Source organism: Clostridium sp. AM22-11AC, assembly GCF_003473545.1.
GTDB lineage: Bacteria > Bacillota > Clostridia > Lachnospirales > Lachnospiraceae > Enterocloster.
On the sequence record NZ_QUCM01000002.1, the window covers coordinates 164,212 to 187,178 of the forward strand.

The 22,967-nt window shown below is 44.3% G+C and carries 20 protein-coding genes; all 20 read left to right on the plus strand.

What is annotated here, in order from left to right; translation table 11 throughout:
* Positions 1-8 precede the first annotated feature (8 nt).
* Positions 9-371 carry a type II secretion system protein gene (locus DW251_RS03445; RefSeq protein WP_021870401.1) on the plus strand — a complete coding sequence of 121 codons (363 nt, stop codon included), beginning with the start codon at positions 9-11 and terminating at the stop codon, positions 369-371.
* Between the two features lie 39 nt (positions 372-410).
* Positions 411-857: a prepilin-type N-terminal cleavage/methylation domain-containing protein gene (locus DW251_RS03450; protein ID WP_243034865.1), complete on the plus strand. Its 447-nt coding sequence runs from the start codon at positions 411-413 to the stop codon at positions 855-857.
* Between the two features lie 20 nt (positions 858-877).
* Positions 878-1,342, plus strand: a complete 465-nt coding sequence (locus DW251_RS03455) for a hypothetical protein (protein ID WP_118300243.1) — start codon at positions 878-880, stop codon at positions 1,340-1,342.
* A gap of 65 nt (positions 1,343-1,407) precedes the next feature.
* A complete protein-coding gene (locus DW251_RS03460) occupies positions 1,408-2,157 on the plus strand; it encodes a lysophospholipid acyltransferase family protein (RefSeq protein ID WP_021870404.1) in 750 nt (249 codons plus the stop codon).
* Positions 2,158-2,207: 50 nt separating this feature from the next.
* Positions 2,208-3,362: a prephenate dehydratase gene (gene pheA / locus DW251_RS03465; RefSeq protein ID WP_118300244.1), complete on the plus strand. Its 1,155-nt coding sequence runs from the start codon at positions 2,208-2,210 to the stop codon at positions 3,360-3,362.
* Between the two features lie 34 nt (positions 3,363-3,396).
* Positions 3,397-4,665: an ATP-binding protein gene (locus tag DW251_RS03470; RefSeq protein WP_021870406.1), complete on the plus strand. Its 1,269-nt coding sequence runs from the start codon at positions 3,397-3,399 to the stop codon at positions 4,663-4,665.
* 184 nt (positions 4,666-4,849) lie between these two features.
* On the plus strand, positions 4,850-6,415 hold the full coding sequence (locus tag DW251_RS03475) for a hypothetical protein (protein WP_021870407.1): 1,566 nt from the start codon (positions 4,850-4,852) through the stop codon (positions 6,413-6,415).
* Between the two features lies 1 nt (position 6,416).
* The gene (locus DW251_RS03480) at positions 6,417-8,555 is read left to right on the plus strand and encodes an RNA degradosome polyphosphate kinase (RefSeq protein WP_021870408.1); all 2,139 of its coding nucleotides are present in this window, start codon (positions 6,417-6,419) and stop codon (positions 8,553-8,555) included.
* A gap of 254 nt (positions 8,556-8,809) precedes the next feature.
* Positions 8,810-9,559, plus strand: coding sequence for a LytTR family DNA-binding domain-containing protein (locus DW251_RS03485; RefSeq protein ID WP_021870409.1), 750 nt, complete (start codon positions 8,810-8,812; stop codon positions 9,557-9,559).
* On the plus strand, positions 9,540-10,130 hold the full coding sequence (locus DW251_RS03490; RefSeq protein ID WP_021870410.1) for a signal peptidase I: 591 nt from the start codon (positions 9,540-9,542) through the stop codon (positions 10,128-10,130). Before DW251_RS03485 ends, DW251_RS03490 begins: the two co-directional genes overlap by 20 nt.
* Positions 10,127-11,134, plus strand: a complete 1,008-nt coding sequence (locus DW251_RS03495; RefSeq protein ID WP_118300245.1) for a hypothetical protein — start codon at positions 10,127-10,129, stop codon at positions 11,132-11,134. Before DW251_RS03490 ends, DW251_RS03495 begins: the two co-directional genes overlap by 4 nt.
* Positions 11,135-11,245: 111 nt before the next feature.
* A complete protein-coding gene (locus DW251_RS03500) occupies positions 11,246-11,755 on the plus strand; it encodes a hypothetical protein (protein ID WP_118300246.1) in 510 nt (169 codons plus the stop codon).
* Positions 11,752-13,302, plus strand: coding sequence for a signal peptidase I (locus DW251_RS03505; protein ID WP_021870413.1), 1,551 nt, complete (start codon positions 11,752-11,754; stop codon positions 13,300-13,302). The genes DW251_RS03500 and DW251_RS03505 overlap by 4 nt, the downstream gene beginning before the upstream one ends.
* Positions 13,303-13,351: 49 nt before the next feature.
* Positions 13,352-15,166 carry a hypothetical protein gene (locus tag DW251_RS03510; protein WP_118300247.1) on the plus strand — a complete coding sequence of 605 codons (1,815 nt, stop codon included), beginning with the start codon at positions 13,352-13,354 and terminating at the stop codon, positions 15,164-15,166.
* A 195-nt stretch (positions 15,167-15,361) separates the two neighbouring features.
* Positions 15,362-16,066 (plus strand): response regulator transcription factor, encoded by a 705-nt coding sequence (locus DW251_RS03515; RefSeq protein WP_021870415.1) that lies wholly within the window; start codon positions 15,362-15,364, stop codon positions 16,064-16,066.
* Positions 16,056-17,204, plus strand: coding sequence for a HAMP domain-containing sensor histidine kinase (locus DW251_RS03520; RefSeq protein WP_021870416.1), 1,149 nt, complete (start codon positions 16,056-16,058; stop codon positions 17,202-17,204). The genes DW251_RS03515 and DW251_RS03520 overlap by 11 nt, the downstream gene beginning before the upstream one ends.
* Positions 17,205-17,222: 18 nt before the next feature.
* Entirely contained in the window at positions 17,223-19,820 is a 2,598-nt protein-coding gene (locus tag DW251_RS03525) for a hypothetical protein (RefSeq protein ID WP_243034867.1), read from the plus strand.
* The gene (locus DW251_RS03530; protein ID WP_021870418.1) at positions 19,820-20,782 is read left to right on the plus strand and encodes an ABC transporter ATP-binding protein; all 963 of its coding nucleotides are present in this window, start codon (positions 19,820-19,822) and stop codon (positions 20,780-20,782) included. Before DW251_RS03525 ends, DW251_RS03530 begins: the two co-directional genes overlap by 1 nt.
* Entirely contained in the window at positions 20,760-21,680 is a 921-nt protein-coding gene (locus tag DW251_RS03535) for an ABC transporter permease subunit (RefSeq protein WP_118300248.1), read from the plus strand. Before DW251_RS03530 ends, DW251_RS03535 begins: the two co-directional genes overlap by 23 nt.
* Positions 21,681-22,967 (plus strand): SPFH domain-containing protein, encoded by a 1,287-nt coding sequence (locus DW251_RS03540; RefSeq protein WP_118300249.1) that lies wholly within the window; start codon positions 21,681-21,683, stop codon positions 22,965-22,967.

Here is a 22,967-nt window from a genome sequence, read left to right on the forward strand (position 1 = left end):
GGCAATGTATGAAGAACAGAAAGTGGAAAGAAAAAAGAGGATTTACCTTAGTGGAACTGATCTGCGTGATCGCGATCATGGGCATTTTAATGGCTGTGGCAGTACCTTCTTACAGCTGTATCCAGGAGAAATCTGCCAAACAGGTAGCTATTTCCAATGCAAGAGCCAACTATATGCAGGGAAAAGCGCAGCAGGAAATGGTAGATGCCGGTGTGCTTGCAGATTCAGAAACAGAAGCTTATAACTATGATGCCAGTGAAGACAAGGCAACCTGGGAAGGTGAGATCGGCAAGAAGAGTTACAAAGCAGAATACTCCGGAAAAACAGGTGAAGGCTACATTCTCTCAGATGATAACGGAACTGACCGGTAACAGCAGTCCAGGTTTTTGGGGAAAGCAGGAAAAAGAAAAATGTTGAAGAGAATAAAAAAGTCAGGGGGATTTTCCCTGATCGAATTGCTGGCTGTCCTTGCGATCCTTTCTATTCTTATGGCAGTAGCGGTCCCGGCCACTGCAGGTTATATCAAAAGTGCCAGAAGGGCGGCTGCCTATACAGAGTCCCAGATCGCGGCAGACGCAGTACAGCTGTATCTGTATGATGAAAAAGAAGCAGGGCGCTTAACAGTAGGCAAGCTTCACAAATTAATGAATTTAAACTTAAGTGACCCGGAAAATGTTCTGGCAGATTATATTTCCGGTGGTCAGAAAAACTCCAGGATCGTATCTGTGGACGCAGATCTGAAAACAGGACAGTTAAAGAAACTGATCTATGAAAATAAATTTGTAAAAGTCAGTCTTACAGTGGATGAAGATGGCACAAGAAATATGGAAGAAGATACCATGGATAAGGCAGACTGAAACACGGGCAGACTATTGCCATGAAAAGACAAGCTGCTTATTTATCTATTTTAAAAGATTTTTTCCGCTGCGGGATCGCCGGATGGTGCTTAGAGATCCTCTTTACATCTGTGGAAGCGTGGATGAGGGGAGATGTGAAAATGATGGGGACTACCTCTGTTATCATGTTTCCCATTTATGCGGCCGGTGCCATTCTTCCGGATATTGTAAAATGGTGCGACCGATGGTTAAGCGGACTTCCAGATTTTTTAAAAGCTGACAGGGAAGAAATATCCCCTGTGGCTTTAAAACTGCGCCATGGACTGATCTATATGGTGCTTATCTATACCGGAGAATATATAGCCGGTTCTTTTCTGATGACCAAAGGACTCTGTCCCTGGGATTATTCCCAGTGGCCGGATCAGATCCACGGAGTCATTCGTCTTGCATTTATCCCCTTCTGGTTTGGGACCGGCCTGCTTTTTGAGTCACTCTGTACCCATTGATGACTTGTATTTAGGCAGGTCTTTTTATATAATAGTAACAGTTTAAACTGACAAAGGAGAAAAATATGATACGTTTGATTTTGGTGGTGTTAGCAGTGGTGCTGTATCTGATCTTTTCAATTCCGGTGCTGTCTTATTTAAAGAACCTGGAAAAAAAGGATCCAAAGGCAGCTGCAAAGAAAAGTCTTGACCTGGTGCGGTGGATTCTGGGGATCGTAAGGGACCTGGCAGGGATCACTTATGAGGTCCGGGGACTGGAACATATCCCTTCCGACCGTGCAGTACTTTATGTTGGAAACCACAGAAGCTATTTTGACATTGTAATGGGTTACACTACAGTTCCGGCGCCTACCGGTTTTATTGCCAAAAAAGAGATGATCGGTATTCCGCTGTTAAGCCAGTGGATGGTGCAGATGAACTGCCTGTTTTTGGACCGCAGCAATATAAAAGAAGGTCTAAAAACGATCCTTACAGGAATTGAGAAAGTAAAAGGCGGCATTTCCATGTGGATCTTCCCGGAAGGAACCAGAAATAAAAGCGAAGATCCTGCAGATCTGATGGAATTCCATGAGGGAAGTTTAAAGATCGCAGAAAAAAGCGGCTGCCCGGTTATCCCCGTAGCGATCACAGGTACAGATGATGTATTTGAACGTCATATCCCATGGATCCGGAAAAGCCATGTGATCATTGAATACGGAGAGCCTATTTATTTAAAGGAGCTTCCTTTGGATAAAAAGAAATTCCCCGGGGCCTATACCAGAGAGATCATCAGTGAGATGATAAAAAAACAGCAGCAGGAAAGAGCTGGAAAATAAAGAAGCAACATAAGCGGTAAAAGAAAAGACATAAGCGAGGATGGAAAATTATGGAAAATCTGGATCTTCAGGAAATACGGAAAAAACTGGATGGGATCGACAACCAGTTAGTAGAACTGTTTGAAAAAAGAATGGCGCTCTGTTCCGATGTAGCTGAATTTAAAATTCAGACAGGAAAGAAAGTCTACGATGGGGAGCGGGAACGGCAGAAATTAGACTCTGTGATGGCTATGGCAGACAGCGAGTTTAATAAAAAAGGCGTTTATGAACTGTTTTCACAGATTATGACCATCAGCCGCAAACTGCAGTATGGTCTTTTAGTACGTCATGGACAGGCCCTTGAGACCGGATTTACCATGGTAGATGACCTGAAAAAAGAAGGCGTGCGCATTGCCTATCAGGGAGTGGAAGGTTCCTATGGACATGGGGCGGCCCTTCAGTATTTTGGACAGGACGCAGATGTATATCATGTAAAATCCATGGAAGATGCTATGGTGGAAGTAGAAGAGGGAAGAGCGGACTATGCGGTACTCCCTATTGAAAATTCTTCCGCAGGGGCAGTCAGCGACAATTACGATCTTCTGGTAAAGCATAATGTATACATAGTAGGAGAGACAGAACTTGCCGTAAATCACGCCCTTTTAGGACTTCCGGGAGCAACTTTAGAGGACATCCGTCAGGTATATTCCCATCCTCAGGCACTGATGCAGTGTTCCCAGTATTTAAACAGCCACAGACAGTGGCGCCAGGTAAGTATGGAAAACACAGCTGTTTCCGCAAAGAAGGTATTAGAGGATGCAGATGTGACCCAGGCAGCTGTAGCCAGCGAGATCGCCGGAAAGCTGTATGGTCTGAAAGTGCTCCAGCCATCCATTAATTACAATAAAAATAATGTGACCCGCTTTATCATTCTGGCAAAAGATCCGGTATACTGTAAGGGAGCCAACAAGATCAGTATCTGTTTTGAATGTGCCCACAAGAGCGGTACTCTTTACAATATGTTAGGAAACCTGATCTACAATGGTGTTAATATGCTGATGATCGAATCCAGACCGATCCCGGGAAGAAGCTGGGAATACCGTTTCTTTGTAGATGTGGAAGGTACCTTAAGTGATCCTGCAGTCCAGAATGCTTTAAAAGGCATTTCCGAGGAAGCAGCTACTTTAAGGGTTCTGGGAAATTATGAGGCACAGACAGATAAATAGGATATGATCCAAAATACAGAAAGAGGACAGAAACATGAATATCAGTGAACTTGTGATCTATAGAAATTTAAAACATGAAGATCTTTTTGAGGATATGGCAGGCCTTATGGGACTGGGAAAAGAAGGACAGAAAGCAGACCCGTTTGCCTGTGCAGGAGAACTGGTGGAACTGGCAGTAGAATATGGTTTTGAGGGCAATTTATGGCACTGCTTCTTAGCGCTCTGCCTTGCAGACAATGAAAATGCCTACACTACCACCTGCGAGATCCGCGGAAATGCGGGAGGCACCCTGGATATGCTGGCAAAAAATGATTACCGCATTTTTAAGGCATTATTTGATTATGATCTGGAAACACTGGAACCGGCAGCTATGTGGAAAGAAATTGCCCACTATCGCCCATCCAGACAGGAGAGCCGTGTATTTAACAGACGGATCCGTGACCGCATCGTAGATCTGGCAGTCCTTTTAGAGCAGTCAGAAGATGAAAATGAATTCCAGAGCCATATGGCTGCATTTTACGGCGAATATGGTGTTGGAAAATTTGGTTTAAACAAGGCATTCCGCATTATCGAAAAAGAAGAAGAACACAAAGTGATCATTGATCCGATCATCAATGTAGAGCATATTTACTTTAAAGACATTGTAGGATATGAAATGCAGAAAAAGAAACTGATCGAGAATACAGAAGCCTTTATCAGCGGAAAAGAAGCAAATAATGTCCTGCTCTTTGGAGATGCGGGAACCGGAAAATCTTCCAGCGTAAAAGCCATCCTCAATGAATATTATGGTCAGGGACTGCGTATGATTGAAGTGTACAAGCATCAGTTTAAGGCACTTTCTGAAGTCTTAGAGCAGATCAAAGACCGTAACTACAAGTTTATTATCTATATGGATGACCTTTCTTTTGAAGAGTATGAGCTGGAATATAAATATCTGAAAGCGATCTTAGAGGGCGGACTTGGAAAACGTCCGAAGAATGTGCTTATTTATGCAACCTCCAACCGCCGTCATCTGATCCGTGAGAAATTCTCTGACAAGAGAGAATTAGATGATGATCTGCACAACAATGATACCGTTCAGGAGAAGCTGTCTTTAGCAGCCCGTTTCGGTGTGACCATCTACTATGGTTCTCCGGACAAGTTCCAGTTCCAGGGCATTGTAAAGGCTCTGGCAGAAAAATACCATCTGGATATGCCGGAAGAAGAACTGCTTTTAGAGGCAAACAAGTGGGAAATCAGCCACGGCGGACTGTCCGGACGTACTGCTTCCCAGTTTATTACTCATCTGTTAGGCAGAAAGTAAGAATGGGTGTAGTTATGCGATTTTACATAAAATTTACAAAGCCTTTACTCCCATATGAGGGTAAGGCAGGTTAAATTGAGGTAGAATACTGTATACAGATGTATAAAATAGAACTATTTTCAAATTCCCCGTTTTGGGGAATTTTTTAAAAGAACATTACAGTTCTCTCGTAAGGAGGAAAAAAGTGGCAGTTAGGATGTTTGCAGCGATCGATGTAGGTTCCTTTGCACTGGAGTTAGGGATCTATGAGATCTCAGATAAAACAGGGATAAGAAATGTTGAGCATATCCGTCATGTGATCGCTTTGGGAAGCGATACCTTCAGTGAAGGGAAAATAAGTTATGACCTGGTAGATGAAATGTGCCGGGTATTGGAAAAATTTACGGAAACCATGAAAATGTACCGGGTCAAGGACTATCGTGCCTATGCCACTACTGCCATGCGTGAAGCGAAAAACAGCCGGATCATCCTGGACCAGATCCGGGTGCGCACAGGGCTGGAAGTGCACATTATCAGCAACTCGGAACAGCGCTTTATCAGCTACAAGGCCGTTGCCTCCAAAGGCGGTGAGTTTAACCAGATCATCCAGAAGGGTACAGCCATCGTGGATGTAGGTTTTGGCAGTGCACAGATCTCCCTTTTCGATAAAGACTCTCTGGTGGCTACCCAGAACCTGCCTCTTGGCAGCCTGCGTCTGCGCAGCCAGTTAGCCAAAATACCTGCCAGTGTGGACGGCCACAGACTTCATATTGAAGAGATCGTGGATAACGAGCTGATCACATTCCGGAAAATGTACTTAAGAGACCGCCAGATCACCAATCTGATCGGTATCGGTGACAATATTTTATATCTTATGCGCCGTCTGGGTATAAAAGGCGGGGAAAACAGGGTAGACTCAGCTGCCATGCATGCTTTTTACGATAAACTCTCCCAGATGACCATTGACCAGATTGAGGAAAATTTCGGTGTAAACAGTGAATATGCAGCCCTTCTTCTTCCGGCAGCAACTGTGTATACAAGGATTTTAGATATAACAGGTGCGGAAATGTTCTGGATCCCGGCGATCGGCATATGTGATGGTATTGCAGCGGAATATGCCAGCGATAAAAAGCTGATCCGCTTTGACCATAACTTTGAAAATGATATTCTTGCGGCAGCCAGAAACATGGCGAAAAAATATAAGTGTCATGCCAGCCATAATCAGGTGTTGGAGCAGTATGCCATGAATATTTTTGACAGCACCAGGAGATTTCACGGATTAGGGGACAGAGAACGTCTGCTGCTTCAGATCGCAGTTACCCTTCATGCCTGCGGAAAGTTTATCAGCATGAAAAACTCCAATGAATGTGGCTATACTCTGATCATGTCTACAGAGATCATTGGTTTAAGCCATTTAGAGCGTGAGATCATTGCCAATGTAGTGCGTTATAACATCCGTGATTTCGATTATGATATGATGCAGCTGGAAACAGAAGCAGGACAGGATCTGGCAGGAGTATCTGACCGGACGGCCATTACCATTCTGATCGCAAAGCTGACAGCAATCCTGCGTCTTGCCAACTCTATGGACAAGACCCATAAGTCAAAGCTGATCGACTGCCGTATGGCAGTAAGAGAAGGCCAGCTGGTGATCACTACCGGTTATAAGGGTGATCTGGCCTTAGAGAGTGCCTCTTTTGAACAGAAGGCAGCTTTCTTTGAAGAAATATTTGGAATACGTCCTGTGCTGAAGCAGAAGAGGAGAGTGTAAAATGGCTGAGAAAAATGATTATGTAAACCGCGAACTAAGCTGGATCGAGTTTAACTACCGTGTGTTAAGCGAAGCAAGAGATAAAAGTACCCCTTTGTTTGACCGCCTGAAATTTTTAAGCATTACAGCTTCTAATCTGGATGAGTTTTACATGGTCCGTGTAGCTTCTTTAAAAGACATGGTCCATGCGAAATATGCCAAAAAAGATATTGCAGGACTTACTGCAAAAGAGCAGCTGGACAAGATCAGTGAAAAGACTCACCAGCTGGTAGATCTGCAGTATTCCACCTACAACCGCTCCCTGGTACCTGCTTTAAAGCAGAATGGTCTGCGCATTGTCATGGAACATGAAGACCTTACCGAAGATGAGGCTGCTTTTGCAGATGAATATTTCCACAAAAATGTATATCCGGTCCTTACACCAATGGCCTTTGACTCATCCAGACCGTTTCCTCTGATCCGCAATAAAACATTAAACATTGCCGCTCTTTTGAAAAAGAAGAATGAAAAAGAGGCAGAGCTGGAATTTGCCATGGTACAGGTTCCATCTGTTATCCCAAGGATTGTAGAGCTGCCGGAAGAAAAGGATGAGAACGGAGAAACCCAGAGAGTGGTCATCCTGTTAGAGGAGATCATTGAGCGGAACATGCAGTCATTATTCTTAAATTATGACATTGTGGCATCCCATCCTTTCCGTATCATGCGAAATGCAGATTTCTCATTAGATGAAGAAGAAGCAGTAGACCTTCTGGAAGAGATCCAGAAGCAGTTAAAGAAGCGTCAGTGGGGCGAAGCCATCCGCCTTGAGATCGAGTCCAATGTGGATAAACAGCTTTTAAAGATCTTAAAGAAGGAACTTTCCATCAGCTCCGAAGATATCTTCCAGATATCCGGACCACTGGATCTGACCTTTTTAATGAAAATGTATGGTCTTGATGGGTTTGACCATTTAAAGACTCCGAAATACACACCGCAGCCTGTTCCGGAACTGATGAATGAGGACAATATTTTCACCAATATCCGCAAAGGCGATATCCTGCTCCACCATCCATACCAGAGCTTTGACCCGGTCGTTAATTTTGTCCGCAGTGCAGCAAGAGATCCGGAAGTCCTTGCCATCAAGCAGACCTTATACCGTGTCAGCGGAAATTCACCGATCATTGCGGCACTGGCAGAGGCAGCAGACAACGGCAAGCAGGTTTCTGTTCTGGTAGAGCTGAAAGCCCGTTTTGATGAGGAAAATAATATCAACTGGGCAAAGATGTTAGAGAAAGCTGGCTGCCATGTTATCTATGGTCTGGTGGGCTTAAAGACCCACAGTAAGATCACTCTGGTTGTCCGTATGGAAGAAGACGGTATCCGCCGTTATGTCCACCTGGGAACCGGAAACTACAATGACTCCACTGCAAAACTGTATACAGACTGCGGTATCTTAACCTGCGATCCCCAGATCGGTGAAGACGCAACTGCTGTATTTAATATGCTTTCCGGCTATTCAGAGCCAAGAGCATGGAACAAGCTGTCAGTAGCTCCTTTATGGCTGCGCCATCGTTTCCTGCGCATGATCAACCGTGAGACAGAGCATGCAAGAGCAGGAAGAGAAGCTCACATTATGGCAAAAATGAACTCCCTTTGCGATAAGGAGATCATTTCCGCCCTTTATGACGCTTCCTGTGCAGGGGTAAAAATAGAGCTGATCGTCCGTGGTATCTGCTGCCTGAAAGCAGGAGTTCCCGGTCTTAGCGAAAATATTTCCGTGCGCTCCATCGTAGGAAATTTCCTGGAACACAGCCGTATTTTCTATTTCTTTAATGACGCAAGTCCGGAAGTTTATATGGGCAGTGCAGACTGGATGCCAAGAAACTTGGACCGCCGTGTGGAGATCCTGTTCCCGGTAGAAGATGAAAACCTGAAAGAAAAGGTGATCCATATCCTGAAACTGGAACTGGAAGACAATGTAAAAGCACATCTTCTCCAGCCGGATGGAAGCTACGAGAAAGTGGACAAGCGTGGAAAGGTCCTTGTAAATTCCCAGGATCAGTTCTGCGAAGAAGCCATCGAAATGGCAAAGGCCTGCCAGGAGTCAAAAGACCCGGCAGTGACCAGGATCTTCCAGCCGATCGAAAGCAGTAATGAATAAAATTTAATCTGAGAAGGGCTGTTTACGCAGTCCTTCTTTTTTTTGACTTTTTTAATTGCAATCTGCTGTTTAGGAAAGAATTTCTGCATTTTAGGAAAAAGTGGTTGCAAAGAAAAATAGTTATGGTACGATACCAGTATCTTTTATTTTGATCTTTTTTAAATATTTCTTTTCTATCTGGAGTCTTTTTTGATCCCAACCAGTTTAAACAAAATAAAGCAAAGCTACAAAATGTAAAAGGAGAATCTGTGCCTATGTGGAAAATAGCAGTTGCTGACACGGCAGAGGACCATTTAACGCTTTTAAAAGATGCCCTAAAAGCGTATTTCCAGGAAACACACAGGGTATTTTCTGTGACTTCTTATACAGATCTTACATTTCTGGAAAAAGACATGGCTCAGGGGGAACATTTTGACCTTCTGATCCTGGATCTTGTGATGAACGGCCAAAGGAGCGTTGAAGCAGTCCGGCGGATCCGGGAAAAAGAGGATGGAACCCCTCTTATATTTCTCACTGCAAACAGGGAATACGCTGTGGAAAGTTATGAAATGAACGCACTGGATTACATGATAAAACCTTTGAAAAAGGAGCGCCTGGTGAAGCGGTTAGACCAGCTTTTCAAAAGAAAAAATCCCAGATTTTCAGTCCGTACACAGGGAGATTACAGCTATTACGGTTATGATGAACTGGTGTATTTTGAAGCCAGGGAGCACCGGGTATATGGCAGGCGAAAAGACGGAAGGGAGTTTAAATGTTCCCAAAATCTTGGCAGGATCGAAGAACAGCTGAGAGAAGATCCACGTTTTTACCGCTGCCACAGAGGCTATATCGTAAATCTGGATTACGTAGAACAGATCAGAGAAGTAATGTTGTTAAAAGGAGATCTCCGTGTTCCCTACAGGCTCAGAAACAAACGAAAAATAAAGGAAGATTACCAGCGGTATGTAACAGAAAATATCTGTTTTTTAAAGGAGGGAAAGGGCAGTGGAAAAAGAATGGGTTAGCAAGATGGGAACTTTTGTGGGGACGCTTTTGTGTATCCTGATCCTGCCGGTTGTAGTTATAAACTGCACACTGTTGTTTAAAAGCCATATAAACAGGGAGCGGGTGCCGAATATTGCAGGTACTTTCCCAATGGTGGTACTGACAGATTCCATGTATCCGGAATTTCAGGCAGGGGACCTGATTTTTTGCCATACAAAATCTGCCTCGGATGTAAGGCCAGGGGATGTGATCGCATTTTTTGATCCTGCAGGAAACGGAAAAAGCATTGTCACCCACAGAGTGGAGTCAATTACAACAGATGAAAATGGAAGTCTGGCATGGGTTACAAAAGGGGATGCCAATAATGTAAAGGACAATGCTGTAGTGCCGGCAAAAAATCTGGCCGGTGTATACCGCAGGCGGATCCAGGGACTGGGAAATGCAGTGGTCTTTATGCAGACGTCAAAAGGAATGATGGTCTGTGTTGTGTTCCCGATCCTTCTGTTTGTTATGTATGATGCAGTCCGCAGAAACCGATATGAAAAAAACAGAATATATGCCATGGAATGTGAAAGGAGAAATCAGGTATGAAGAAAAACAAAAGGATGCGTACAGCATCAGGACTTATGATCGCAGCTCTTTTAACCACCAGTATGATCAGCGGAACATTCGCAAAATACACCACAGCAGATGCAGCCCAGGACAGCGCAAGGGCAGCAAAATGGGGCGTAAATCTGGGGATCAGCGGAAGTCTTTATGGGGATGCTTACGCAGGAGCAGACTCCAACACCATTGTCTCCAATACGGACAGTTCCGTTACGGTTAAAAGTTCTGCTGCCGGAACCGATGTGATAGCCCCCGGAACCAGGAATTCTAACAGTGGACTTCACATTACATTAAACGGAACCCCGGAAGTAAGCACCAGAGTATACGGAACCATCAAGACACAGAATATTTATCTGAAGAAAGGTGAATATGGGGTGATGGTGGAAGCCCATGATGTAAAGGCAGAGGATTTTGCAAATGGGGGGAATGAATACTATACGGAGACAGGTGGTGCGTATGAAAAGGCGAAGGGGTATATACAGGGAGTTAATTATTATACCCTGGAAAACGCAGCCAATGTTGATGCCAATTACTATCCCGTAGTTTACAGCGGTGCAAAAGTAACTGGCTCAAAGACAAAAGACAGCCTCAGTGAGATCGGACAGAATATTGCTAATCTGCTGGCAGACTCCCAGCCTGTTACCGGCAGTGCAGGAACCGGTGCAGAGCAGGGACAGACGATCTATACAGTAGAAACAGATGCTGCAAAGATCTATGCACCGGGAGAAGATCTGGCAGATCAATTAAACAATCTCTCCAGTACCAATATTACCTGGGAGTGGGAGTTTGAAGGAGATGACGGTGCGGATACGATCCTGGGGGCGCTGATCGCAGGGACAAGTAAGGTTGTGGTGAAGGATCAGGACTCAAATTCCTACAATAAAATTTCTGTGAATGAAGGAACTGGTCTGGCTGCTGCAGATAATACCATACTTGCCTCCGTAAAAACCAGCTTCTCCATAGAATTAACTGCTGACCAGGTAGACTGATTATATGTTCTGTATAGACGGATCCTGAAACTGTATATCTGGATAAAAGAAAGTTATACAGCTGCTGTTTGCGAAAGATCTGCCCCGGCTTTCAAATGGAAAACCCTGTTTTTGCCAGGTGTATTCTTCTGGTTCATCCTTTTATTTTTCAGACGCAGGATCTATGTTACCGGCTTTATAAAAGAAGCAGCAGGCGGAACTCTGAAATGGAGCGGAAAAGAAGAAAAAATTGCTGTGGATGGACGTTTTGTTTTGGAAAAAGTTCCCTTTGGAAAACAGAAGTGGGAAGTTCTTATGCCGGATGGTACCGCTTATCAGCTGGTTTGGAAACTGGAACGAAAGAAAAAAGAACCTGTTTCATTTGTTTTCCGGGAAAACAGTCCGTTTAAGATCCGGGTGGGAAAACAGATCCGGGCAATAGAACTGGTGCTGACTTTAAAAGAAAGTACATTCCTTCCGGACACTTCATACCGGGCGGTTATTGATAAAAAGCAGAAGGTATACATACCAGAGGGTGTGATCCCGCCGGAAGAAGACGGAAGCAACCGGACACCGGCAGGACTGAAGGTAGACAAAAACGGAAAATTTAGCATCGATGAACAGAGAGGCATGGATAAATGAAAAAATGGATCCGCAGGTTTGTAATGACAATTCTGGGGCTGGTATTAGGCACAGGGATGTACATGATCTGTGCAGAACGTGTATTAAAAGATCCCTTTCCCATGCCTTTTGGTATCGGCTTTGCTAATGTTGTTTCAGGAAGTATGGAACCTGCTTTAAAAAAAGGAACTCTGCTTTTAGTAAGAAAAAAGGCAGATGCAGAAATCGGGGACATTGTAGTCTACCAGTCAGGTGAGTCCATAATCGTACACAGGATCATTTCCGCAGAAGGGGATCAGGTCATTACAAAAGGGGATGCCAATGAAACAGAGGACATTCCCATTAAACGGTCTCAGATCAAAGGTGTGGTAATGTTTAAGATCCCGGAAATTGGAAAAGGGATACAGTGGCTGCAGACCCTTGCCAGATACAGCGGTGCAGATCATAAGCAGGAAAGCGCAAAAGTGGCTGCATTTGAACATGGGGAACAGATCCTGCAGCCCTTTAGCAGAGCAGGGAAAACAGGTGATTTGCAGCCGGGAACAGACAGGGTATACGCCCTTACAGTGACAAATGAAAAAAATGGAAATGTAAGTGAGACCAGACAAAACTATTCCATTCAGGTTACAACAGCCGGAACGCTGCCCCTTACATATGTATTAAAAAGAAATAATACTGAGCTGGGACGTTTTTCAGAAATGGTCACAGAAAATTATCTGTTTCAGACGGCTGATATGTGGTTTGAAGCAGGAAAAAAAGAGGGCCATGCATATGAACTGGAAGTAATATGGCCGGAAGATAAGAAAGATGTTTTATGGGCGGATGTTCCGGATCTTGTGAAAATACAGGTTCATATGGAACAGGCAGAAACTATAGCATCAACTCTTGTAGTACCCGTTCTTGCCCGGTATCATCACAGCAGCACCCATATTTACGAAATGGCTGCAGTTCCTTTTTATTTTACCAGTGACCGGCTGACAGAAGAAGGAAATGAATACCAGCTGTCACCGGAAACCGAGGCACTTGCAATAGAACTTCGCAATGATCAGGACGGATACAGATGGTCTGATACGCCCATCCATTACATTTATCAGGTGAGAAAAGATGGGGAAGAAAAAGGCGGAGAAGGTATTTTGTATCCACAGCAGGGGGCAGGAAGTTCTGAGCGTATCGTAATTCAGGATATGGCTCCGGGAGTTTATGACATAGAGGTACAGTCGTTGTCTCCTTTTGAAAAAACATTAAAGGGAACCTTTGTGATACCGGAAAAGGAAAACGATATTTTCTGTGTAAAAGAGGACCAACAGGGCAGTTTTTGTGTACAGCTGATTGTTTCTGTAAAAGATTACGAGGGGAATATAAAGATTTCCTGGCCGGAGGGACTGATACCGGATAGTACCCAGGCGGTTTTTGAGGATGTAAAGACCAGGACGGAAGATCTGTATGAGGCAGGGGAGCTGACTTTGTGGATGAAACCTTATACGTCCCGGACTTATCGCTTTTTTAAAACAGATACAGAGACCGACTATACCTGGGATACGCAGCTAAGAGCAGAGGCAGCAGATTAAGATGTACTTGGGAATATGAAAAAGGGATATGAGACTATGAAAAGAGATTATGAAAAAGCAGAAGAAGTATAAAATATGCAGAGGATTGTTTTTTCTGGTATTTCTTATGGAGATTAGTGGAAGGCTGGCTTTTTGGGGAATGGCAGCAGAAAAAGAGTCAGCAGAAACGCAGACAGGGGCAGCAGGAGCATATTATGAAGAGGATGCTTTTACAGTGCTTCTGGAAACAGAGTATGCAGAGAAAAAAGTTTCTTTAAAAGAAGCATTTCACTGGTGTCCGGAATACTTACAGGGCCTTAGGGTAAAAGAGGTAGAACTCTCCCCGGGGCTTTATTTAACAGAAGAAGATCCCGGGGATTTTACAGGAGAAAGAGCCAACGGACAGTTTCGGGTTTGTTTAGAGATTAATGACAGTGGAAAAGAACTGCTTACAGAAGATGGCTGTCCCGGAAACTGGTGGATACAGGAAGAGGAAACGGTAGATCTGAATATGATCCTGGAGTTTTCAAAAGCCCTTACAGACAGTGAAAGAGAGCGGTACATTGATGTGACTCTGGGAAACGACCAGGTTACCCTTAAACGCAGGATCTGGCTGGTCTGTAAGGTGATACCGGTCAGTTTTTCCGGCTCTGGAATACTCCCAGGCTCCTGTTACCAGTTAAGATCTGCAGAGACAGAGAAAAATAAAAAAGCAGTTATAGATGAGGCTTCATCTTTTACAGCATTTTACAATGTGCGTTCTTTTATTCCCGGAAACTATGACAGCCGGAAGATCGTCTGGAAAAAAGACGGGATGGAAGAAGGATTGCCTGTGGGGACTTCGATCATTATGACAGAGCGGTCAGAAGAGAGAAGCACAACAGATTTCTGGTATTACAAGGTGCAGGAGAAAGTCAGCAGGATTGACCTGAATAAATTTACCCGTATGAGTGGTGATGAGGAATACAGTTATGATATGGAAAGTACAGAGTATAACTCTTTGGACTATCAATTCATGGCAGATTTTGAAGAGTCAGAAGAGAAAGCAGAAGAAGGTTTATATCAACTGGGTTTCATAGCATCAGACAGCTCAGAAGAAGTGAAAGTTTGCCAGATGGAACTGGAAGTGCAGGTGGTGCCGGGAAAAACATATGATCTTGAAATAAGAGAAAGCGAGGAGAGAGAGGAAACACCAAAAGTTACAGTAACCTGCAAAACAGAAGATCCAACGGTTATAATAACCTGCAAAGCAGAAGATCCCCGGGAAGAGATTGCGCAAAAAGAAAAAACGTTCGCTTTGGTACTGACCGGCACAGGAGAGACCGAACTTCCCGAAGATGCCCGGTTAAAAGTGGGAAAAAGAGAATACAGGACCAGCGGAAAAGACAGTTTTATCCTGCCGCTTGGTGATATGCAAAATGAAAATTCCAACTGGAAACTTACTTTACTTTCTGACCTGTTTCCGGAAGAAGAAAAAGAGTACCATTTTACAGCGCAGCTTTGCCGGACAGATCCATTCACAGAAAGCGGGATTTTAAAGGGGAAAACAGTAACAGAACCCCAGATGGTTGTTTTCAGGAAAGCCCAAAAAGATATAACCGGTCTGAAGATCACCGGTGTCAGGATATCAGACAGTGAGGGATGGCGAAAGGGACAGTCTTTTAATGTTCAGGTATTAAATATGCCTCCGGAAGGTCAGATAACAGTAACTGCCTATGAAGGCCTCACAGGCTGGCAGAGATCCGATGCCTGGAATGTGTCAATGGAAGAAGGAAAGATCTCAAATGCATGTGCATCAAAAGGAACTTTCCGCCTTATATTTGAAATAAAAAATGCTGCCGGAGAAGTTATCTGTTTGGCACCTTATTATTTGATCGTGAGATGATCTCCTTCTGCAAATAGAATGTTATAGTCAGTAAAAAGCAATAAAAAACAGGGAACTGCTGCAGTCAGGGGAAATTTACTGCACAGTTCCTTTTTTGCCATAATTTTTCAAGAAAAAAGTAAGGAAGTAGGCGTATGTATATGGTATAATGAAAGGGATGAAAGGGAAAAAACAACCAAAGAGGAGGACAATCAAATGCCCGATATTAATATTCTTGTTGTAGATGATGAAAAAGAGATTGCGGACCTGATCGAGATCTATCTGGTCAGTGATGGATATAAAGTATTTAAAGCTGAAAATGCAGAGGCTGGTCTGAGTATCCTGGATAAGCAGGATATCCACCTGGTTCTGTTAGATATTATGATGCCTGGTATGAACGGACTGGAGATGTGCAGAAAGATCCGGGAGACAAACAATATTCCCATTATCATGCTCAGTGCTAAATCCACAGACTTAGATAAGATCTTAGGACTTGGTACAGGTGCAGATGACTATGTGACAAAGCCATTTAACCCATTGGAACTGACAGCCAGGGTAAAATCCCAGCTGCGCCGTTACACTCAGTTAAATCCAAACAGCGGTGCAAGGGAAACAGTGAACAATGAGATCACCATTAAGGGAATGAGCATTAACCGTGACAATCATAAAGTGATCGTAGACGGAGAAGAGATCAAATTAACACCCATTGAATTTGACATCCTTTATCTGTTAGCTTCCAATCCTGGAAAGGTATTCAGCACCGATGAGATCTTTGAAAAGGTGTGGAACGAAAAAGTATACGAAGCCAACAATACAGTTATGGTACATATCCGTCGCTTAAGAGGAAAAATGAAGGAAGATACCAGGCAGAATAAGATCATCACAACTGTGTGGGGAGTAGGTTATAAGATTGAAAAATGATGTAAGCAGACGCTACCGGACCAGGGTGATCACGAACATCATATACAGCGCCATTATTACCTGCCTGGTAGAAGTGTTCTTTGTTACAAACCTGTCTATGGTGGCACGGTATATGGGAAACAAGGGAAAAATGGTCCTGATGGTTCAGGCAATCGAAAAGCAGCATACAGCGGTGGTGCTTTTGTATCTGATCTTGGGGATCCTGCTGTTTTCCATTACATTTATGATCCTTCAGGAACCCTATATCCGCTATATCAGTAAAATATCTGATGCAGTGCAGAATATATCAGAAGGAAACTTAAATACAGTGATCGATGTGATCGGGGATGATGAGTTTTCCGGTATGGCTGCCAATTTAAACAGGATGGCAGCGGATATCAAGCAGCTGATGGAAAAAGAGCGTGAGTCGGAGCGGACGAAAAACGAGCTGATCACTAATGTGGCCCATGATCTGCGAACCCCTCTTACTTCCATTATCGGTTATCTGGAACTTCTGGCAGGGAACCGTCAGATCCCGGAAGATATGCAGCATAAATACATAGAGATCGCATATGGAAAGTCGAGAAGGCTGGAGAAACTGATCGAGGATCTGTTTGGTTTTACCAAGTTAAATTATGGCAAGATCGCCATGCATGTGGGACAGCTTGATATTGTGAAGCTGTTAGGACAGCTTTTGGAAGAGGCGTATCCTAATTTTGTGGAAAAGGGTCTGTCTTATGATCTGCAGAGTAATGTGCCTGCCAAGACTATTAACGCAGACGGAAATCTTTTAGCCAGACTGTTTGACAATCTGATCGGAAATGCCATTAAATACGGGGCAGATGGAAAGCGGGTCCTGGTGCAGATCCATGCAGAAAGCGAAACAGTGACAGTTTCTGTTACCAACTATGGATATGTGATCCCGGCAGACGAGCTTCCTCTTATTTTCAATAAATTTTACCGTGTAGAGCAGTCCCGCTCCAGCAGTACAGGAGGAACCGGACTGGGACTTGCCATTGCAAAGGAGATCGTGGATATGCATGGAGGAACCATCAGTGTAGCCAGTGATCTTAACGGAACCGTATTTACTGTAAAACTTCAGGTTCGTTTTGATGTAAATAAGGAAAATTTTGGAAATATTGAGGACGAAAAACAGTAATTAAAGAGGAATTACAGGATGGATACAGGCAAAAATAAAATGGTTGGAATGAGAAAAAAAAGGGCGCTGAGAGGCACCCTTTTTGCGGTCATATTGTCCGCGTCCATGAGTTTTTCGGCTCTGGCTGCCATGACAGCAGACGGACCGGGAATGGGGACAGCGGCAGGGGCATCAGCAGATACTTCCGACAGTACGGACAGTGAGCAGGTGCTTAAAACAGAAGCAGCGCCGGAGGAAGGCCCTATCCGTATGGATGTGGTCTATGGATATGACAATGTGGCAAAAAGCGGGCGTTTTCTTCCACTGGATATACAGTTAGACAATACGTCAGAGGAAACCTTTGAAGGAACTTTGTGCGTTACTTCCCAGGAACCGGACTATGACGGTTACAGCAACAATTCCCAGGAAAAATATGATACATACCGCTACGAATTTCCGGTCATGATCCAGGGAGACAGTAGCCTTGAAAAGAAGTTAAATATCTCTCTTTGCAGCAAGTCAGACCTGATGTACATCACACTTATGGATGGGGCCGGCAATGAGGTACTTAGCAAACGGCTGAAAATGGATCTGAACACAGATGCAGCCCAGCTGTTTATCGGTGTACTTTGTGATGAGCCGGAACGCCTTTCCTATCTGGAGCAGGTAGGTGTCAATTACAGTATGCTGCGTACAAAGACCATTGACCTGTCTGTGTATGATCTGCCGGATACAGAACTGGGACTGGACCAGTTAGATGTGCTTCTGATCACGGATTTTAACTCAGAGACCCTTACAGAAGAGCAGACAGAGGCGATCTGGGAATGGGTACACCGTGGCGGTATTTTACTGTTTGGAACAGGTGCCAGGGGAGATGAAACATTATCTGCTTTCAGTAAACAATTGCTGGAATATCCGGTTTCACCTGGAATGGTTTACGAGATCCAGATGGGACAGGACCGTACAGCCAGGGAACCGGGGGAAAATATTCTTTCCCTGGAAGGAACAGAAGTGGATTTAAAAGGCGGAACAGACCTGCTTACAAGTGGTTCCCTTACGGTTCTTTCTTCTACTTCTGTAGGAAATGGAATGGCAGCGGCAGCAATTTTTGATTTTACGGATCTGGAAGAATATTGTTTAAAAGACAACTCCTATGCAGATTATTTCCTTACAGCACTCCTTGGTGAAGACAGAATCAATACCTTAAACAGCAACGCAGGTGGTGGAAATTACAACCAGTTCTGGTCTGTCCAGAGTCTGGTAAATACAGGAAATATTCGCAATCTTCCAAAGATCGGATTTTACATGACCCTGGCAGTGGCATATATTGCCCTGGCAGGTCCGGGACTTTACTTCTTCTTAAAACAAAGAGATCTGCGGGAATATTACCAGCCTGCAGTGGCACTGATCGCCATCTGTACCACTGGTATGGTGATCTTAATGGGAACAGGAACCCGTTTTAAGGGACCGTTTTTCACTTACGCTACCATAGAAAATACCAGCCAGACAGATAAAACAGAGACGACTTTTATCAATATGCGGGCTCCTTATAATAAGACGTATTCAGTGGAATTAAATCCCCAGTACCGTCTGTATCCCGTTACAGGCAGTCCTTATTATGACCAAAATCCATCGAAGGAATTTTTTGGTGAAGGAGAAGCAGATATTACCATCCGCTATGGGGAAGATGCCACCTGGATCCAGGCAGTGGATACAGGGGCCTTTAATTCCAAAATTTTCCAGATGGAGCTTCACACCCAGAATGAAACAGGAGAAGGTTTCTCAGGTGAGATCCGGGCTTTTAACGGAACAGTTTCCGGTACTCTTACCAATAACTATTCTTATGCAGTAGAGAACGCAGCAATTCTTCTTTACAATCAGCTGCTGCTGATCGGAAATATGGAACCAGGTGAGACGATCTCCTTAGATAACCGTCAGGTGACTTTCTGCGCGACCAATTTCAGCTATGCGCTGGCTTCCCAGATCACAGGCGTTTCCCTGTATGACAGAAACGGGGATATGGAAGATGCCACCTATGTTCAGGCATTAGAGCGGGCCAATCTGCTTTCATTTTATATTGAAAATTATCTTTCCGGTTATCATGCACAGGCCAGTGTGGTTGCTTTTGGAAGAGGAAAAGAAAATCTGGATTTCCTGAAGAAAAATGACTATGAGGCTTATGGCTGTACCCTTCTTACCTCAGAACTGGATGTAAATTATGAAAAGGGCGGAAATGTATACAGATCTGCCATGCAGAAACAGCCAAATGTTCTTTCCGGAGAATATGACGCGGACAGAAATACCATGTATGGAATGGCGCCTGTGATCTTGGAGTATTATCTGGGAAATGAAACAGATGTGGAAGCTTTGGACTTCCATCCGCTGACAGCAGAGGCTTCTGACAGTCTGCGTTATTATTACACAGTTCCATTTACAGGCGGCATGTATTTTTATAATTACAATACAGGGGACTATGATCTGATGAAGCCGGAGAAAGATCACTATACCAGGGAAGAGCTGGAAGAATATCTGTCACCGGGAAATACCATTACAGTGAAGTATGTATATGATACCACAGGAGAATATACCTGGAATATCATGCTTCCGGTACTTACAGTCACAGGAAGGAGCAAGTAATGCTTAAGATTGAAAATCTGCATAAAATATATGGCAAATATCATGCTTTAAGTGGTCTGGACATGACTGTAAAGGAAGGCGCTCTTTATGGATTTGTCGGTCCCAATGGAGCGGGAAAGACGACGGCGATCAAGATCATGACCGGGCTTTTACAGGCAGAAGAGGGAAGCGTATTGATCAACGGAAAAGATGCTCTGGCAGATCCGGACCAGTTAAAGTCCTGTATTGGATATGTGCCTGATTTTTTCGGTGTTTACGATAACCTGACAGTAGGGGAATATATGAGTTTCTTTGCTTCCTGTTATCAGTTGGACGGACTGGTGGCAAGGAAACGTTACACTGCCCTTTTGGAGCAGGTGGGTCTGGAAGATAAGCTGGATTTTTATGTGGACGGTCTTTCCAGAGGTATGAAACAGAGGTTGTGTCTGGCAAGGGCGCTGATCCATGATCCTCAGATCCTGATCTTAGATGAGCCAACTTCCGGACTGGATCCCCGCACAAGAGTGGAATTTAAAGAGATACTGGAAGACCTGAAATTTGCGGGAAAGACCATTCTCATCAGCTCCCATGTGCTCTCGGAACTTTCTGAAATGTGTACGGATATCGGTATCATTGACCAGGGAAGGATGATCTTAGAGGGAAATATCCAGGACATTTTATCAAGAGTCAATGCGTCCAATCCCCTGGTGATCTCTGTTTACAGCAACATGGAAAAAGCGTTGTCTATTTTAAAGAGCCACCCCTGTGTGCGCACTATTTCCATGAGGGAAAAGGATATCTGTGTCCGCTTCACCGGGGATGCCCAGGATGAGGCGATCCTGCTGCAGCAGTTGATCGACAGTGATGTGCTGGTAAATGGCTTTACCAGAGAGAAAGGCAGCCTGGAAACAGTCTTTATGCAGCTGACTGACCATGAAGAAGAAAGGGTGGTGACGTCTTATGAAGCAGAATCCGGTCTATAACCGGGAAATGCGGGTAAGTTCCAGAAGCATGAAGCTGCCCCTGATCATTTTCCTGTTTAATGGGATCTTGTTTTTGGTAACTCTTTTAAATATGTATTCTGTGATCATGCAGGTAAAGGCGTCAGCCAGTATCCAGTACAGCAGTTTTATGGAATTATATGAATTTGTTACGTCCATGGAATTTATCCTGTTAATGTTTATCGTTCCTGCAGTGACTGCTTCAGCGATCAGCGGGGAACGGGAGCGGCAGACCTTAGATCTGATGCTGACTACACGGATGAGTGCCGGACAGATCGTAACAGGAAAGCTTTTAAGCGCCCTCAGTACCTTATTTTTGCTGATCCTTTCCAGTTTTCCGGCAGTTGCCATGGTATTTGTATATGGAGGAATTACCTGGACAGATGCGTTTTCTCTGATCCTATGTTATGTAACAGTAGCTTTTTTTGCAGGAAGTATTGGCATCTGTTTTTCAGCAGCTTTTAAGAGATCTACGGTTTCAACGGTTGTAACATATGGAACACTGACCGCTGTGGTTGCGGGAACTTACTTTCTGAACCGCTTTGCTCTTTCCGTATCAGGAATGGATCTGCAGCGGAGCGCAGCCTATGTTTTAGGTGAGAGCAGTGCGAAAGCTTCTTCCGGTGGTTTCTTTTATCTGTTTTTGTTAAATCCGGCTGTTACATTTATGGCAGTGATCGGGGGACAGGCAGGAAGAGGAACACCGTTAGCAGATATTGTAAGTTATTTTGGAATACCGGAAAATGGATTTATCATAAAGCACTGGATCGGTTTCAGTATCCTGATCCAGCTGGCAGCGGGAATGGCCCTGATCAACCGGGCGATCCATTTTGTAGAGCCCATAAAGCATAAGAAAACCAGTAGAAAGGGGAAAAAATAAATGGGAATTATAAAAGCGGCAGCACATGCAGTAGGAACGGGACTGGCGGATCAGTGGCTGGAGGCCTTAGAACCTGACAATATGGGGGCCCAGACTGTTTTTACAAAGGGCGTTCAGATCCGTAAAGGAAAAGGGGAAAATGGAAAAGGTTCCGATAACATGGTAACAGAAGGTTCCATTATCCATGTATACCCGGATCAGTTCATGCTTTTGGTAGACGGCGGAAAAGTAGTGGATTATACGGCAGAGCCTGGATATTACAAAGTAAGCCTGGATACACAGCCTTCCCTGATGAACGGAACGTTGGGAAAAGCAGTAAAAGAGTCCCTGGGAAGGATCCGTTTTGGCGGTATTGCCCCCACTGCACAGAGGGTATATTATATCAATCTTCAGGAGATCCGGGGACTGAAGTTTGGTACAAAAAATGCCATCAACTATTTTGACAGTTTTTATAATGCAGAGCTGTTTTTACGGGCCCATGGAACGTATTCCATTAAGATCACAGATCCGCTGAAATTCTATGCAGAAGTGGTTCCGAAAAATGCAGAACGCCTGGAAATGGAAGATATTAATGAGCAGTACTTAAATGAGTTTTTAGAGGCACTGCAGACTTCCATTAACCAGATGTCAGCAGATGGTATCCGCATTTCCTATGTTCCGTCCAAGAGCATGGAACTGGGAAAATATATGGCAAATGTACTGGATGAGCAGTGGAAAGAACTGCGTGGTATGGAGATCCAGTCTGTGGGAATTGCAAGCATTTCCTACGATGAGACATCCCAGGAACTGATCAACATGCGCAACAAAGGCGCTATGATGGGAGATCCTTCCGTAAGAGAAGGTTATGTACAAAGTACCATTGCCGAAGGTCTGAAAGGCGCCGGAACCAATTCAAATGGTGCCATGGCAGGATATATGGGAATGGGATTTGGCATGCAGAACAGCGGTGCGTTTATGGGAGCAGCTTCCGCAACCAATATGCAGCAGATGCAGATGAACCGGCAGATGCAGCAGGGACAGCAGATGCCACATGGAACAGGAAATGGAGGTTTCCAGGGCAGACAGATGGGTTATGGAGCAGCAAATGCAGGTGCCCAGGCAGTCCGGCCGGCGCAGACTGCAAATCAACCGTGGATCTGTCCTGCCTGCCATGTGGAAAACACAGGAAAATTCTGCAGCGAGTGTGGAAAACCAAGGCCTTCCGTAGAGTGGACCTGTCCAAACTGCGGTACTGTTAATAAGGGCAAGTTCTGCAGTGAATGTGGAAGCCCAAGAGGAGAAGCCTGA

Excerpts from the sequence above, each read along its gene's own strand:
- DW251_RS03445 (WP_021870401.1), top strand. The coding sequence starts at position 9 with ATGAAGAACAGAAAGTGGAAAGAAAAAAGAGGATTTACCTTAGTGGAA.
- DW251_RS03450 (WP_243034865.1), top strand. The coding sequence starts at position 411 with ATGTTGAAGAGAATAAAAAAGTCAGGGGGATTTTCCCTGATCGAATTG.
- DW251_RS03455 (WP_118300243.1), top strand. The coding sequence starts at position 878 with ATGAAAAGACAAGCTGCTTATTTATCTATTTTAAAAGATTTTTTCCGC.
- DW251_RS03460 (WP_021870404.1), top strand. The coding sequence starts at position 1,408 with ATGATACGTTTGATTTTGGTGGTGTTAGCAGTGGTGCTGTATCTGATC.
- pheA (WP_118300244.1), top strand. The coding sequence starts at position 2,208 with ATGGAAAATCTGGATCTTCAGGAAATACGGAAAAAACTGGATGGGATC.
- DW251_RS03470 (WP_021870406.1), top strand. The coding sequence starts at position 3,397 with ATGAATATCAGTGAACTTGTGATCTATAGAAATTTAAAACATGAAGAT.
- DW251_RS03480 (WP_021870408.1), top strand. The coding sequence starts at position 6,417 with ATGGCTGAGAAAAATGATTATGTAAACCGCGAACTAAGCTGGATCGAG.
- DW251_RS03485 (WP_021870409.1), top strand. The coding sequence starts at position 8,810 with ATGTGGAAAATAGCAGTTGCTGACACGGCAGAGGACCATTTAACGCTT.
- DW251_RS03495 (WP_118300245.1), top strand. The coding sequence starts at position 10,127 with ATGAAGAAAAACAAAAGGATGCGTACAGCATCAGGACTTATGATCGCA.
- DW251_RS03505 (WP_021870413.1), top strand. The coding sequence starts at position 11,752 with ATGAAAAAATGGATCCGCAGGTTTGTAATGACAATTCTGGGGCTGGTA.
- DW251_RS03510 (WP_118300247.1), top strand. The coding sequence starts at position 13,352 with ATGAAAAAGCAGAAGAAGTATAAAATATGCAGAGGATTGTTTTTTCTG.
- DW251_RS03515 (WP_021870415.1), top strand. The coding sequence starts at position 15,362 with ATGCCCGATATTAATATTCTTGTTGTAGATGATGAAAAAGAGATTGCG.
- DW251_RS03525 (WP_243034867.1), top strand. The coding sequence starts at position 17,223 with ATGGATACAGGCAAAAATAAAATGGTTGGAATGAGAAAAAAAAGGGCG.
- DW251_RS03530 (WP_021870418.1), top strand. The coding sequence starts at position 19,820 with ATGCTTAAGATTGAAAATCTGCATAAAATATATGGCAAATATCATGCT.
- DW251_RS03535 (WP_118300248.1), top strand. The coding sequence starts at position 20,760 with ATGAAGCAGAATCCGGTCTATAACCGGGAAATGCGGGTAAGTTCCAGA.
- DW251_RS03540 (WP_118300249.1), top strand. The coding sequence starts at position 21,681 with ATGGGAATTATAAAAGCGGCAGCACATGCAGTAGGAACGGGACTGGCG.